This is a genomic window from Staphylococcus sp. HMSC06C11 (assembly GCF_001808345.1).
Taxonomy (GTDB): Bacteria; Bacillota; Bacilli; order Staphylococcales; family Staphylococcaceae; genus Staphylococcus; species Staphylococcus capitis.
This window is the reverse complement of record NZ_KV793038.1, coordinates 264913-278703: the sequence shown is the minus strand read 5'-3', so window position 1 is coordinate 278703 and position 13791 is coordinate 264913. Positions and strand designations below refer to the sequence as shown.

Below are 13791 nucleotides of genomic sequence, written 5' to 3'. Positions count from 1 at the left end.
TAATGAAAATATTAAAAAAACTAAAAAAATCTAAAGCTTTCACTTTAATTGAAATGTTACTTGTTTTATTAATTATTAGTTTATTACTTATTTTAATTATACCTAATATTGCCAAACAAACAGCACATATCCAATCTACTGGTTGTGATGCTCAAGTAAAAATGGTAAATAGTCAAATTGAAGCATATACATTAAAGCATAATCGTAACCCTAATAATATTGAAGAATTAATTGCTGAAGGTTTTATAAAAGAAGGACAGAAAAATTGTAAATCCGGACAAACTATTAGTATTTCAAATGGTGAGGCTGTTGCGAACTAAACAATATAGTGCATTCACTCTAGTTGAAATGATGTTGGTCTTATTTACCATTAGCGTTTTATTAATGACAACTTTATGGTCAAGAAGTTTTATGAACGTACAAATGATTAATGAAGAACATGAAATTAAACAATTCATTACTAGACTTAATTACTTTAAATCTAAAGCAATTGCCTCTCAAAGATCGATAGCCTTAGTTTTTACAAATAATTCAAATGTTATCCAAGTTGTAGAAGAAAAAGGGAGCAAATATAAATTTAAAGTCCCTCACGGGAAAATCACTAATATTGCTAGAATTAATACGTTGAATTTCAATAGAGAAGGAAATATTAACCGTTTTGGTTCTCTAACAATTGCAATGAATAAAGCTACCTATAAAATTATTTTACATATTGAAAAAGGACGTATTAGATATGTCAAAATTTAAACTAAGAGCTTCATTATTACTCGATAGTTTATTAGGTTTACTAATCATCGGATTAATCACACTTATTTTGATACCAACACTCTCCACAATGAATAATAACTATAATAATAATTTAAAAACCATAGAAATTAAAAAGTCTATTATTACCAGCTTGTATAAATATAGTAAGGAACAACTTAAACAAGGAGTTGTAATGGATCAATATGAAATACAACTATATCAAAAGAAAATATGTGGAAAAGATAGAGACTTTAACATTAAAACATGTGTTTCATTTGAAAATTAAAGCCTTTACTTTCGTTGAAATACTCTTCGCATTATCAGTAACCTTATTATGTCTTTCTTTAACACCTAATATTATTAATCTCACTTCTTACTACCTACATTTAGCTAAAAATAATGATGATTTAGACTTTGAATTTTTTTGTAGAGATATTCTTAAAGATGTACAAACTTCCAAGTATTCGCCAAGTAAAGATAATGATTCAACAATCAAAATTAGAAAAAAGGATGAGGAAATTAGATATATCTATAATAATAAAAAAATATATAAAAATATAAATCAGAGAGGTAACATCACTCTATTAAACAATGTAGTTTCTTTCAAAATAATAAAGACGAACAATAATATTTTAAAAATAAAAATAAAGCAAGGAGATACGAACTATTATAAAGAGAAAAACCTCTATTTATAGCCAAAAAGCGTTCATTAGTTTATATTTAGTAGTAATTTTTTCATTTTATTTATCAATTATATCTTTTTATATTACTCAATATGGTTTAAAATTAAAGACATTACATAACTTAGATATTTACTATGATGATGTTATTGTTAAAACATTAAAAAAGAGGTAGATTAGATTGATTAAAAGTAAAGCACCTATTATATTTGTTGGCTTCATGGGCACTGGTAAAACGACGATTGGACGATATCTTTCTGATTTACAAAATTTAAGTTATGTAGACTTAGATGAATATATCGAGAGAAATGAAAACAAATCAATTCCCGATATATTTCAGGAACATGGAGAACAAAAATTCCGTGATTTAGAATTTAAGTATTTAAAAGAGTGTTTGAATACATTCGAAATTATATCTACTGGTGGAGGAATAATCGAAAATAAAGATTCTTTGAAACTACTTAAAAATGAAAAGAATGTTATATGGCTTGATTGTGATATCAATGTTATTTATCGACGTATAGTTAGTGATCCTCATAGACCCAATGCTAAAGATAAATCTCTAGAACAATTAAATACCTTGTATTGTTCAAGGGTTTCAAGATATAATGAAACCGCATTCATGAAGGTGAATAGCGCACTCACTGTTTCTGAAATATATGAAAAGATTTTACAAAATTTATTTTGCGATTGATCAGTATTAGAGAGAATAAAGCTAAAACATATCTACATAATAATTAATTTAAGAATATTGTAAATATTTAGCTTTATCGCCGAAGGTGCAAGTTATTTAACGAAACTCTCAGGCAAAAGGATAATACTGTAACGCGTTCCTGGATGAATTATTTTAACAGGGTAGCTCTATGCTATCCTGTTTTTTATTAAAAATAGGGGGTTTTCTAATGACAACTGAACTTAAAAAGACACCTTTATATCAAAACTACGTTGATAATGGTGCGAAAATAGTTGAATTCGGTGGATGGGCTATGCCTGTTCAATTCACTAGTATTAAAGAAGAACATAACGCTGTGAGATATGAAATTGGTCTTTTTGATGTAAGCCACATGGGAGAGATAGAAATTACTGGTAATGAAGCATTTAACTTTGTTCAGTATATTTTATCAAATGATGCTAAAAATCTTACAGATACTAAAGCGATGTATACAGCTTTATGTAATGAAGAAGGTGGTATTATAGATGACTTAGTTACATACAAGTTAGCAGAAAACCACTTTTTATTAATAGTAAATGCGGCAAATACTGATAAAGATTTTAATTGGATTTCTAAGCAAAGTAGCAATTTTGATGTTAATGTGAATAATTCTTCAAATATATATGGTCAACTTGCTATTCAAGGACCAAAAGCTAGACATCTTGTGAATGAACATACTGATGTGGATGTTAGTGACATGAGTATGTTTGAATTTAAACAAGATGTGAAGTTTTTTGATAAAAATATCATTCTTTCACAATCAGGCTATACAGGGGAAGATGGTTTCGAAATCTATTGTAAATCTGAAGACACAGTAGACATTTGGAATCAATTATTAGAATATGACGTTGTTCCTTGTGGTTTAGGTGCTCGTGATACTTTACGCCTTGAGGCAGGTTTACCTCTACATGGTCAAGATTTAACAGAATCTATTACTCCTTATGAAGGAGGTATTGCTTTTGCTGCTAAACCTCTTATTGAAGAAGAATTTATTGGCAAATCTGTTCTTAAAGATCAAAAAGAAAATGGTTCCACTAAAAGAACTGTTGGATTAGAGATAATAGGTAAAGGTATTGCTAGAACAGGTTACGAAGTATTTGATTTAGAAGGTAACCACATTGGAGAGGTAACATCCGGAACTCAATCTCCCTCTTCAGGTAAATCTATCGCACTAGCTATTATAAATAGAGATGCATTCGAAATGGGTAAAGAAGTGCTTATACAAGTTCGTAAGCGCCAAGTTAAAGCAAAAATTGTTAAGAAAAATCAAATTACTAAATAATACGGAGGGGTGTAAATAGTGAGTCATCGTTATATACCTTTAACAGATCAAGATAAACAAGAAATGCTAGATACTATTGGAGCAAAATCAATTTCAGAATTATTTGGTGATATCCCAGCCGATATTTTATTAGATAGAAATTTAAATATTGCTAAGGGAGAGGCAGAAACTAGTTTAGTAAGAAGACTTAATCTTCTTGCCAATAGAAATATCACAAAAGAAACTCACGCTTCATTTTTAGGTGCTGGTGTATATGATCATTATGCTCCTGCAGTTGTAGATGCCATGATTTCTAGATCAGAATTTTATACTGCGTACACACCTTATCAACCTGAGATTTCTCAAGGTGAGTTACAAGCAATTTTTGAATTTCAAACTTTAATCTGTGAACTAACAGATATGGATGTTGCAAATTCATCTATGTATGATGGTATGACTAGTTTTGCTGAAGCTTGTATTTTAGCTTTCAGTCAGACTAAAAAGAATAAAGTTGTTGTTTCAAAAGGTTTACACTATCAAGCTTTACAAGTTTTACATACTTACGCTAAAACACGTAAAGAGTTTGAAGTAGTTGAAATCGATTTAAATGGAACAATAACTGATTTACAAAAATTAGAACAAGCAATTGATGATGATACTGCCGCAGTTGCAGTACAATATCCAAATTTTTATGGTTCAATTGAAGATCTTGAAAAAATAAATAGTTTTATTGCAGATAAAAAAGCATTATTTATAGTATATGCTAACCCTCTAGCTTTAGGTCTTTTAACACCACCAGGTACTTTTGGAGCGGATATAGTTGTTGGAGATACTCAACCGTTCGGTATACCTACACAATTTGGTGGACCTCATTGCGGCTATTTTGCTACAACTAAAAAGTTAATGCGTAAAGTACCTGGACGTTTAGTAGGTCAAACTCAGGATGATGAAGGCAATCGTGGATTTGTACTAACTTTACAAGCTAGAGAGCAGCATATTAGAAGAGATAAAGCGACTTCAAATATATGTTCTAACCAAGCACTTAATGCACTTGCATCTTCAATTGCTATGTCAGCTCTTGGTAAACAAGGTATATATGATATTGCTGTTCAAAATTTAAAACATGCTAATTATGCTAAACAACTATTTAAACATAAAGGCTTTGAGGTATTAGATGGTAATTCATTTAATGAATTTGTAGTTAAATTTGATGAACCTATTAAAGAAGTAAATTTAAAATTAGCTGACCAAGGTATTATTGGTGGTTTTGATTTAAGTGAAGTTTCTGATGACTTCAACAATCATATGCTAGTTGCCGTAACTGAATTAAGAACTAAAGAAGAAATTGATAATTTTGTTCAGAAAGCTGGTGAATTAAATGGTTAGTAAATCAAGTCCATTAATCTTTGAAAGATCCAAAAAAGGTAGATATGCGTATTCTTTACCTCAAAGTGATATTGAGGACATTACAATTTCCTCTGTATTGGATGACAAATATATTCGTAAAGATAAAGCCGAGTTTCCTGAGGTAGCTGAACTAGATTTAGTTCGACATTACACAGAACTCTCCAATAAAAATTTTGGTGTAGACACTGGTTTTTATCCATTGGGATCATGCACGATGAAATATAATCCTAAAGTTAATGAAAAAGTTGCTAGAATACCTGGATTTAGTGAATCTCATCCATTGCAAGAGGAAGAACACATTCAAGGTTCACTTGAAATTATTTATAGTTTGCAAGAAGAGCTAAAAGAAATTACAGGTATGGATGAAGTAACACTTCAACCAGCAGCAGGCGCGCACGGTGAATGGACAGCTCTCATGATTTTCAAAGCTTATCATGAGAATAATGGACAAGGACATAGAGATGAGGTTATTGTACCTGATTCTGCTCACGGTACAAACCCTGCTTCAGCCTCATTTGCCGGATTTAAATCAGTCACTGTTAAATCTAATGAGCGCGGAGAAGTAGATATTGATGATTTAAGAAGAGTTGTAAATGAGAATACAGCTGCTATCATGCTAACTAATCCAAATACATTAGGTATATTTGAGAAGAATATTATGGAAATTAGAGAAATCGTTCATGAAGCTGGTGGTCTACTTTATTACGATGGCGCAAATTTAAACGCAATAATGGATAAAGTTAGACCTGGAGACATGGGCTTTGATGCAGTTCATCTGAACTTACACAAAACGTTTACTGGACCTCATGGTGGCGGTGGCCCTGGTTCAGGACCAGTAGGTGTGGTAAAAGAGTTATCTAGCTACTTACCTAAGCCGATGGTCATTAAAGATGGCGAGTTCTATAAGTATGATAATAACATTGAAAACTCAATTGGAAGAGTTAAACCATTCTATGGTAACTTTGGTATTTATTTAAGAGCCTATACGTATATTAGAACTATGGGTGCTGAAGGACTTAAAGAAGTTTCAGAGGCTGCTGTGCTGAATGCTAATTATATTAAAGCACGTCTAAAAGACCATTTCGAAATCCCATATGACCAATATTGTAAACATGAGTTTGTTTTGAGCGGAACGAAACAAAAACAATTTGGCGTCCGTACATTAGATATGGCAAAAAGACTTTTAGATTTTGGAGTTCATCCTCCGACTATTTATTTCCCACTTAATGTTGAAGAGGGAATGATGATCGAACCTACAGAAACTGAATCTAAAGAAACATTAGATCATTTTGTAGATTCACTAATACAAATTTCTAATGAAGCGAAAGATAATCCTGATGTAGTGCTTGAAGCACCGCACACAACCATTATAGATAGATTAGACGAAACAACTGCAGCACGTAAGCCAATTCTTAAATTCGAAGATTTAAAACAAGAAAAAACAATTGAACATTAATATTGAAAATTAATTATACTTAAAATAGTAAAGCTCAATGATGTTTAAGCTATAATACATCATTGAGCTTTTTTCTCTTATTAAGCTAAATAAATTATTTTTCAAAAGATTACCTTTAAAGCCTAAATATTATTTTTTACTGCAATAATAAATACCCTTAAAAAGTTATAATTCAAATTACAACATTTCAAGGGTGAAATTTACTAGGCGAAACGATATGGTCGTAAAATTATTTCTTAGATTTAATTTTACCTGTCCATTTTTTATATCCGCCTTTAAGCATGTATAAATCTTTATAGCCATTTTTTCTTAATATACGAGCAGCACGATAACTCGCTATTCCATTAGCATCACACAAATAAATTGGTTGGTCTTTTCTTAAACCTTGGTAACGTTGTTTAAAAGTTGTGATTGGAATGTTACGCGCACCATTAATATGACCATAATCATAATCCACTTTTTCTCTAACATCTATAACTTGAGCTTTTCTCAAGCCTTTGTGGAATTCATTTTGGTCTAATTCTTTAACAGCTCGTTTATTAAGAATTTGTTGGATGACCATATACGCAATGATAATCACGATGATTCCAATTGCAATGTACAAAGAGATACCCATCTTGCATCCTCCCTAATTAACCGATATTATAATTATAAGACTGTTAGGACAATTTATCAAAATATTTTTTCGGGTTAGTTTATGTTTAAATCATATAAACTAGATATATACAAATATACTTAATAGTTAAGTCTTTAAACATTTTGTTAGGGGTTTTTTTTATGACTGAAACTTGGAACTTTATTAATACAGGAAATCAAGATCCGTACTATAATATGGCTATGGATGAAGCATTACTTAATTTTGTTTCTAGAGGAGAGATTGATCCTGTTATAAGATTTTATACTTGGAATCCTGCGACACTTTCAATTGGATATTTTCAAAGATTACAAAAAGAGATAGATATTGAAAAGGTTAATGAAAAAGGATTCGGTTTAGTTCGACGTCAAACAGGGGGGAGAGGCGTCTTACATGATAAAGAATTAACTTATAGCGTGATAGTTCCTGAGTCCCACCCAAATATGCCTTCAACGATTACAGAAGCCTATAGAGTAATTTCTCAAGGTTTATTAGAAGGGTTTAAAAATTTAGGGTTTGAGACATACTTTGCCGTTCCTCGTTCAAAGGAAGAGCGAGAAAAGTTAAAACAACCTAGAAGTTCAGTATGTTTTGATGCTCCGAGTTGGTATGAATTAGTCGTTGAAGGTAGAAAGATAGCAGGAAGTGCTCAAACAAGACAAAAAGGCGTCATTTTACAACATGGCTCAATTTTACAAGATATTGATATTGACGAACTATTTGATATGTTTATTTTCAAAAATGATCGACTTAAAGCTAAAATGAAGGAAGCTTTCGTTGAAAAAGCAGTGGCAATTAATGACATTTCTGACACTCATATTACTTTAAGTGAAATGGAAAAAGCCTTTGAAGAAGGGTTCAAGACTGGATTAAATATTGAGTTCAAACCTTTAGAATTATCAGAACAACAGCTTGCTGAGGTAAAAGAACTTGAAGAAAAATATCGTTCTGACGATTGGATGTTTCGAAAATAATATCAAAATAGCATTGAAGTTAAGTTTAATTCGCATACTTCAATGCTATTTTTGTTTAATGTTTTCTATTTTTTCGTTTGTACTTTCGAGCAGCTCTCTTATACTTCCTTTGATCTTCAGTTAAGAAAAAGAAATAATAAATGAGATAAATAATTAAAGCTACTACTGCAAAACTTATTAAAGTCTTAATTATTGAAAAAAGAAATTCATCTAAATTCATTATTAATCCAAAAGCAGCAATAGCCAATATAATATAAAAGATGATATAACGCATCTAAAAACTCCTATTAACTACTAATATTTGAACTTACGGTAGTAAGTTTTTGTTGACCTTTTTTAATTTGTTTAGCGTCTTTTGATTGATAGCCGTTTCTAATTTTATTCATCGCACCTGATAAATCTTTATCAAATTTGCTAATCTCTTTTCTTTTCTGTTTATCTTCTTCAGAATTAGAATCATTGTCAACCGAACTTTTATAAGTTGAAAAAGCTTCATTAATTTTATTCGTAATTTTATCTAACTTATCTTGAATATCTTTTTTACCTTTGTTCTTTGTAACATCTGCCTCTATATTCTTATAATCTCCTATAGCCTCAGCTACTTTATCATAAAAATTGGACGATGCTTTTAAATTTTTGATTTTCAATTTGTTAGAGGATGTCTTTTTACTATTTTCTTTATCTTGTTTTAATCCAGCAATTTTTGATTTTTGGTTACTTATATCTTGATTAAGTTGCTGTATATCTAACTTAAGTTGGTGATTATCATCTCGTAATTTAGTAGTCTTATCCTCTAATGGAGCCAAGTTTTGACTTCCACAACCTGCTAACAAACAAGATGCTCCTAGCACTAATATAAATTTTTTCATTGTATTCTCCCTAAACCAAAAACTATTATAATCGTTATTAATTATGCTATCATTTTAATGTATAAAATAAAAATGTACAAACGTTATCATTAGGAGTGATGCAAATGAATAAATTAAAACAAGTTCATGAAATCTTGGAGCATAAACGTTTGGATGCACTTATTGTTCTATCTGATTTTAATCGAAGATATCTTTCAGGATTCACGGGAACAAGTGGCGCTTTGATAATAACCCCTGATAAAAATTATCTTGTAACTGATTTTAGATATATTGAACAAGCGACTAATCAAGCAACTGAATTTGAAATTATTAATCGTCAAAGTGGGTTAATTTCAGAAATAAAACAAATATTAGAAAGTAAAAAGTTAACGAATGTCGGTTTTGAAGGACACTTAATTAGTTATGATACATATGTTGAACTTAATAAAGGTATAATTACTTTGATTAGTATAAGGGATTCTATTGATAAGATAAGAGAAGTGAAAAATAAAGAAGAAATTCAACTTATAAAAAAAGCAGCAGAAATTGTGGATAAAACATATGAATATATTTTATCAATAGCAAAAGTGGGTATGAGTGAAAGAGAAATCAAAGCGCGCCTAGAAAGTAAAATGTTAGAATTAGGTGCTGATGGTCCATCTTTTGATACAATTGTAGCATCAGGTTATAGAGGCGCATTACCTCACGGAGTAGCTAGTGACAAACGCATCGAAAAAGGTGATATGATTACTTTAGATTTTGGAGCGTACTATCGTGGTTATTGTTCCGATATAACGCGTACTTTCGCTATAGGTGAACCTGATCCAAAGATGAAAGAAATATATGAAATCGTGCTACAATCTCAAATTAAGGCAATCGAAGAAATAAAACCTGGTATGACTGTTCAACAAGCTGACGCTTTATCAAGAGATTATATCGAGTCTCATGGTTATGGAAAGGAATTTGGTCATTCTCTTGGACATGGTATAGGTTTAGATATTCATGAAGGACCATTGCTATCTAAGAATAGCGAAGGTGAATTGAAAGTTAATAATTGTGTAACAATTGAACCAGGTATATATGTCGATGGACTTGGTGGTGTTAGAATAGAAGACGATATATTAATCACAGAAAATGGCTGTGATGTCTTTACTAAATGCACAAAAGACCTTATTATTTTAGAGTAAGCGCGTATAATTGAGGAGGAGACTGAATGATTTCAGTAAATGATTTTAAAACAGGCTTAACAATTTCTGTAGATAATGGAATTTGGAAAGTTATTGATTTCCAACACGTAAAACCAGGAAAAGGTTCTGCATTTGTTCGTTCTAAATTAAGAAACTTAAGAACAGGTGCTATCCAAGAAAAAACATTCCGAGCAGGAGAGAAAGTTGAACAGGCGATGATTGAAAACCGTCGCATGCAATATTTATATGCTGATGGAGATAATCATATTTTTATGGATAATGAAACTTTCGATCAAATCGAATTGCCTGGTGATTATTTAAAAGATGAATTAAACTATTTAAAAGCAAATATGGAAGTTCAAGTTCAATCATATGAAGGAGAAATTATTGGAGTTGAATTACCTAAAACAGTTGAATTAGAAGTAACTGAAACTGAACCAGGTATTAAAGGTGATACAGCAACAGGCGCAACAAAATCTGCTACTGTAGAAACTGGATATACTTTAAATGTGCCTTTATTCGTTAATGAAGGAGATGTTTTAGTAATTAATACTGGTGACGGAAGTTACATTTCTAGAGGCTAGACAAATTATACTTATTAACTATCCCCACTTAAAGTGTACATTGAAATTGGTGTGCATTCTTAAGGGGGGTAATATTTTTTGGACTTTTACTTCAATAAAAGTAACATAAAATCAAAATTTATCCACCACTGAACATTTAATTCATGTCGTAGTTTAATTTAACTTAGAATTATTAATCTGAACCACTATTTACCCAACCTCAGAATCATTTTGATAAGCATTCAAACGTCTTCGCATCATTATCGCTACAAAACTTACTAGAAAATATAATGGCATCTATATTTGAGTATTTTTCTTGATTTAATTAATAATTATTACTTAACCCGTTTGTTGCAATTTTTGTTTTTTAAATTATAAGTTACTAAGCCTGTTATCTATGTTTCATCATATGAACATGCTTGAATTGAGTGAATGACTCAAGTAAAATAGACGGGTAGATGAAAACAAACCTAAGGAGTCAGTACGAAATGAACTTTAAAGAAATAAAAGAATTAATTGAAATTCTTGATCAATCTAATTTAACTGAAATTAACATTGAGGATAACAAAGGTAGCGTTGTTAATCTTAAAAAAGAGAAAGAAACTGAAATCATTACACCTCAAGTAGCTCAACAACCTGCACAACAGATTTCTCAACCACAAGCAGCGCCACAACCTCAATCAACTACTCAATCAGGGGAAGAAACTCAAGAATCTGCTAGTGATAATTACGAAACGATTAATGCGCCAATGGTTGGTACATTCTATAAATCACCTTCGCCAGAGGAAGATGCTTATGTTCAAGTAGGGGATAAAGTTTCAAACGACACAACTGTATGTATTCTTGAAGCAATGAAATTATTTAATGAGATTCAAGCTGAAACATCAGGTGAGATCGTGGAAATCTTAGTAGAAGACGGACAAATGGTAGAGTATGGCCAGCCGTTATTTAAGGTGAAATAATGAATAAGATATTAATCGCAAACCGTGGGGAGATAGCTGTTCGAATAATCAGAGCTGCTCATGATTTAGGTATCCAAACAGTAGCTATATATTCCGAAGGGGACAAAGATGCATTACATACTCAAATTGCTGATGAAGCATATTGCGTCGGTCCAACTTTATCTAAGGACTCTTATTTGAACATACCTAATATATTATCTATTGCGACTTCTACTGGTTGTGACGGAGTACATCCTGGTTATGGATTTTTAGCTGAAAATGGCGACTTTGCAGAATTATGTGAAGCATGTCAACTTAAATTCATTGGTCCAAGTTATGAATCTATTCAAAAAATGGGAATTAAAGACGTAGCTAAAGCAGAAATGATTAAAGCTAATGTACCTGTCGTACCTGGTAGTGAAGGACTTATCCAAAGTATCGATGATGCTAAGAAAGTAGCTAAAAAAATTGGTTATCCTGTAATAATTAAAGCTACTGCAGGTGGTGGCGGAAAAGGTATTCGTGTTGCACGTGACGAGAAAGAGCTTGAAACAGGTATTCGTATGACTCAACAAGAAGCAGAAACTGCCTTTGGTAACGGTGGTTTATACCTAGAGAAGTTTATTGAGAACTTTAGACATATTGAGATTCAAATTGTCGGAGATAGTTATGGTAATGTCATACATTTAGGTGAGCGTGATTGTACGATTCAACGTAGAATGCAAAAATTAGTTGAGGAAGCGCCTTCTCCCATTTTAAGTGAAGAAAAACGTCAAGAAATGGGAAATGCGGCTGTTAGAGCAGCTAAAGCAGTTAACTATGAGAACGCTGGTACGATAGAATTCATTTACGATCTTGATGATGATAATTTCTATTTCATGGAAATGAACACTCGTATTCAAGTAGAACATCCTGTTACTGAAATGGTCACTGGTGTGGATTTAGTTAAATTACAACTTAAAGTAGCTATGGGTGAAGCTTTACCATTCAAACAAGAGGATATTTCAATTAATGGCCATGCTATAGAATTCCGTATAAATGCTGAGAATCCATATAAAGACTTTATGCCTTCACCAGGTAAGATTACTCAATATTTAGCACCAGGTGGTTTTGGAGTGAGAATAGAATCAGCATGTTATACTAACTATACAATCCCTCCATATTATGATTCTATGGTAGCTAAACTTATTGTACATGAACCTACTAGGGATGAAGCCATTATGACTGGTATTCGTTCACTAAGTGAGTATCTTGTATTAGGAATAGATACTACTATTCCGTTCCACCTTAGACTACTAAATAATGAAATCTTTAGAAGTGGTGAATTTAATACAAAATTCTTAGAAAAATACAATATTATGGATGATGATCAATAGGAGGTTATCGGATGGTCAATGTAGCAGATTATTCTCAATCGAATTTAGGTAAAATTGAAATTGCGCCAGAAGTTTTATCTGTTATTGCTAGTATTGCCACGTCAGAAATCGATGGAATCACAGGCCATTTTGCTGAATTAAGCAAGACGAATTTAGAGAAAATTAGTCGAAAAAACCTCTATAGAGATGTAAAAATTGAGGCTAAAGATGATGGTATATACATTGATATTTATTGTGCTTTAAAGCACGGAGTAAATATTTCTAAAACAGCCAATAATATTCAATCTGCAATTTTTAATTCAATAACAACTATGACAGCAATTGAACCAAAACAAATTAACATTCATATTACACAAATTGTAGTGGAAAAATAAATAGTACAAAGTAGAGGTATTATAGAAGTAGCATTTATTAAAATTCTAATTCAAAATAAAGCGTCACTTATAAATGTAGTACACTCTATGATATTCCTACTGGTTAGACTGATTTGAATTGAAAAAAACTTAAAAAATTTTTAATTCAGTCATTTTCACCAATATGCTAATTATGGCTGAGACAATGTTTTATGTTTCAGCCTCATTAATTATATAAATACGTTTGAAGGAGTAAAATATGAGTCGTAAAGAATCAAGAATTCAAGCTTTTCAAACTTTATTTCAATTAGAAATGAAAGAATCTGATTTAAGTATCACTGAAGCAATCAACTTTATAAAAGATGATTATCCAGATTTAGACTTTGATTTTATTAACTGGTTAGTTACAGGAGTAAAAGATCATGAAGCTGTATTAGATGAGAAGTTTAAACCATATTTAAAAGATTGGTCAATTGAACGTTTACTAAAATCTGACCGTATTATCTTAAGAATGGCTACATTTGAAATGTTACACAGTGACACTCCTGAAAAAGTTATCATCAATGAAGCTGTTGAACTTACTAAACAATTTAGTGATGATGGTCATTATAAATTTATTAATGGTGTTTTAAGTAATATAAATAATTAAAAT

Annotated in this window: 18 protein-coding genes and 1 riboswitch; of the genes, 15 read left to right on the top strand and 3 right to left on the bottom strand. The window is 31.2% G+C overall.

Translation table 11 applies throughout. The annotated features are described in order from the left end of the window. Positions 1–8 precede the first annotated feature (8 nt). The 8 genes from comGC (at position 9) to gcvPB (ending at position 6263) form a co-directional block, all read left to right on the top strand. The gene (comGC, locus tag HMPREF3154_RS04740; protein ID WP_029625707.1) at positions 9–320 is read left to right on the top strand and encodes a competence type IV pilus major pilin ComGC; all 312 of its coding nucleotides are present in this window, start codon (positions 9–11) and stop codon (positions 318–320) included. Next, positions 298–747 carry a competence type IV pilus minor pilin ComGD gene (gene comGD, locus HMPREF3154_RS04735; RefSeq protein ID WP_023350202.1) on the top strand — a complete coding sequence of 150 codons (450 nt, stop codon included), beginning with the start codon at positions 298–300 and terminating at the stop codon, positions 745–747. The genes comGC and comGD overlap by 23 nt, the downstream gene beginning before the upstream one ends. Continuing rightward, on the top strand, positions 734–1033 hold the full coding sequence (locus tag HMPREF3154_RS04730; RefSeq protein WP_023350203.1) for a hypothetical protein: 300 nt from the start codon (positions 734–736) through the stop codon (positions 1031–1033). The genes comGD and HMPREF3154_RS04730 overlap by 14 nt, the downstream gene beginning before the upstream one ends. Continuing rightward, complete coding sequence (gene comGF, locus HMPREF3154_RS04725) at positions 951–1442, top strand: competence type IV pilus minor pilin ComGF (RefSeq protein WP_037560565.1); 492 nt, start codon at positions 951–953, stop codon at positions 1440–1442. Before HMPREF3154_RS04730 ends, comGF begins: the two co-directional genes overlap by 83 nt. A 169-nt stretch (positions 1443–1611) precedes the next feature. After that, positions 1612–2121, top strand: a complete 510-nt coding sequence (locus HMPREF3154_RS04720; protein WP_029625706.1) for a shikimate kinase — start codon at positions 1612–1614, stop codon at positions 2119–2121. Further along, positions 2118–2255: riboswitch (glycine riboswitch) on the top strand. It overlaps the preceding gene by 4 nt. A gap of 74 nt (positions 2256–2329) precedes the next feature. Beyond that, positions 2330–3421 (top strand): glycine cleavage system aminomethyltransferase GcvT, encoded by a 1092-nt coding sequence (gene gcvT, locus HMPREF3154_RS04715; protein ID WP_023350205.1) that lies wholly within the window; start codon positions 2330–2332, stop codon positions 3419–3421. Positions 3422–3439: 18 nt separating this feature from the next. Further along, positions 3440–4786 (top strand): aminomethyl-transferring glycine dehydrogenase subunit GcvPA, encoded by a 1347-nt coding sequence (gene gcvPA, locus HMPREF3154_RS04710; RefSeq protein ID WP_023350206.1) that lies wholly within the window; start codon positions 3440–3442, stop codon positions 4784–4786. Next, on the top strand, positions 4779–6263 hold the full coding sequence (gene gcvPB / locus HMPREF3154_RS04705) for an aminomethyl-transferring glycine dehydrogenase subunit GcvPB (RefSeq protein WP_023350207.1): 1485 nt from the start codon (positions 4779–4781) through the stop codon (positions 6261–6263). Before gcvPA ends, gcvPB begins: the two co-directional genes overlap by 8 nt. A 229-nt stretch (positions 6264–6492) precedes the next feature. Here gcvPB and HMPREF3154_RS04700 read toward each other — a convergent pair whose 3' ends face one another. Beyond that, entirely contained in the window at positions 6493–6879 is a 387-nt protein-coding gene (locus HMPREF3154_RS04700) for a rhodanese-like domain-containing protein (protein ID WP_002433796.1), read from the bottom strand. Between the two features lie 161 nt (positions 6880–7040). Between HMPREF3154_RS04700 and HMPREF3154_RS04695 the strand changes: the two genes are divergently transcribed. Then, positions 7041–7871 (top strand): lipoate--protein ligase family protein, encoded by an 831-nt coding sequence (locus HMPREF3154_RS04695; protein WP_023350208.1) that lies wholly within the window; start codon positions 7041–7043, stop codon positions 7869–7871. Between the two features lie 55 nt (positions 7872–7926). On the opposite strand, the gene HMPREF3154_RS04690 is transcribed toward HMPREF3154_RS04695, so the two are convergent. Next, the gene (locus HMPREF3154_RS04690; RefSeq protein WP_002433847.1) at positions 7927–8145 is read right to left on the bottom strand and encodes an SA1362 family protein; all 219 of its coding nucleotides are present in this window, start codon (positions 8143–8145) and stop codon (positions 7927–7929) included. Between the two features lie 13 nt (positions 8146–8158). Then, complete coding sequence (locus HMPREF3154_RS04685; RefSeq protein ID WP_030059019.1) at positions 8159–8740, bottom strand: hypothetical protein; 582 nt, start codon at positions 8738–8740, stop codon at positions 8159–8161. 104 nt (positions 8741–8844) lie between these two features. Here HMPREF3154_RS04685 and HMPREF3154_RS04680 point away from each other — a divergent pair, with 104 nt between their 5' ends. The 6 genes from HMPREF3154_RS04680 to nusB all read left to right on the top strand — a co-directional run bounded on the left by HMPREF3154_RS04680 (position 8845) and on the right by nusB (position 13788). Then, entirely contained in the window at positions 8845–9906 is a 1062-nt protein-coding gene (locus tag HMPREF3154_RS04680; protein WP_023350210.1) for a M24 family metallopeptidase, read from the top strand. A gap of 26 nt (positions 9907–9932) precedes the next feature. Then, entirely contained in the window at positions 9933–10490 is a 558-nt protein-coding gene (efp, locus tag HMPREF3154_RS04675; protein ID WP_070474412.1) for an elongation factor P, read from the top strand. Between the two features lie 467 nt (positions 10491–10957). Further along, positions 10958–11431, top strand: a complete 474-nt coding sequence (gene accB / locus HMPREF3154_RS04670; RefSeq protein WP_002433598.1) for an acetyl-CoA carboxylase biotin carboxyl carrier protein — start codon at positions 10958–10960, stop codon at positions 11429–11431. Then, positions 11431–12786 carry an acetyl-CoA carboxylase biotin carboxylase subunit gene (gene accC, locus HMPREF3154_RS04665; RefSeq protein WP_002433804.1) on the top strand — a complete coding sequence of 452 codons (1356 nt, stop codon included), beginning with the start codon at positions 11431–11433 and terminating at the stop codon, positions 12784–12786. Before accB ends, accC begins: the two co-directional genes overlap by 1 nt. An 11-nt stretch (positions 12787–12797) precedes the next feature. Further along, the gene (locus tag HMPREF3154_RS04660) at positions 12798–13160 is read left to right on the top strand and encodes an Asp23/Gls24 family envelope stress response protein (RefSeq protein ID WP_002453324.1); all 363 of its coding nucleotides are present in this window, start codon (positions 12798–12800) and stop codon (positions 13158–13160) included. Between the two features lie 238 nt (positions 13161–13398). Further along, positions 13399–13788, top strand: coding sequence for a transcription antitermination factor NusB (gene nusB, locus HMPREF3154_RS04655; protein ID WP_002433628.1), 390 nt, complete (start codon positions 13399–13401; stop codon positions 13786–13788). The last annotated feature ends 3 nt before the right edge of the window (positions 13789–13791 follow it).

Bases quoted from the DNA above. Each gene is read 5' to 3' on its own strand.
- comGD (WP_023350202.1), top strand. From the start codon at position 298: ATGGTGAGGCTGTTGCGAACTAAACAATATAGTGCATTCACTCTAGTT.
- HMPREF3154_RS04730 (WP_023350203.1), top strand. From the start codon at position 734: ATGTCAAAATTTAAACTAAGAGCTTCATTATTACTCGATAGTTTATTA.
- comGF (WP_037560565.1), top strand. From the start codon at position 951: ATGAAATACAACTATATCAAAAGAAAATATGTGGAAAAGATAGAGACT.
- gcvT (WP_023350205.1), top strand. From the start codon at position 2,330: ATGACAACTGAACTTAAAAAGACACCTTTATATCAAAACTACGTTGAT.
- gcvPB (WP_023350207.1), top strand. From the start codon at position 4,779: ATGGTTAGTAAATCAAGTCCATTAATCTTTGAAAGATCCAAAAAAGGT.
- HMPREF3154_RS04700 (WP_002433796.1), bottom strand. From the start codon at position 6,879: ATGGGTATCTCTTTGTACATTGCAATTGGAATCATCGTGATTATCATT.
- HMPREF3154_RS04695 (WP_023350208.1), top strand. From the start codon at position 7,041: ATGACTGAAACTTGGAACTTTATTAATACAGGAAATCAAGATCCGTAC.
- HMPREF3154_RS04690 (WP_002433847.1), bottom strand. From the start codon at position 8,145: ATGCGTTATATCATCTTTTATATTATATTGGCTATTGCTGCTTTTGGA.
- HMPREF3154_RS04685 (WP_030059019.1), bottom strand. From the start codon at position 8,740: ATGAAAAAATTTATATTAGTGCTAGGAGCATCTTGTTTGTTAGCAGGT.
- HMPREF3154_RS04680 (WP_023350210.1), top strand. From the start codon at position 8,845: ATGAATAAATTAAAACAAGTTCATGAAATCTTGGAGCATAAACGTTTG.
- efp (WP_070474412.1), top strand. From the start codon at position 9,933: ATGATTTCAGTAAATGATTTTAAAACAGGCTTAACAATTTCTGTAGAT.
- accB (WP_002433598.1), top strand. From the start codon at position 10,958: ATGAACTTTAAAGAAATAAAAGAATTAATTGAAATTCTTGATCAATCT.
- accC (WP_002433804.1), top strand. From the start codon at position 11,431: ATGAATAAGATATTAATCGCAAACCGTGGGGAGATAGCTGTTCGAATA.
- HMPREF3154_RS04660 (WP_002453324.1), top strand. From the start codon at position 12,798: ATGGTCAATGTAGCAGATTATTCTCAATCGAATTTAGGTAAAATTGAA.
- nusB (WP_002433628.1), top strand. From the start codon at position 13,399: ATGAGTCGTAAAGAATCAAGAATTCAAGCTTTTCAAACTTTATTTCAA.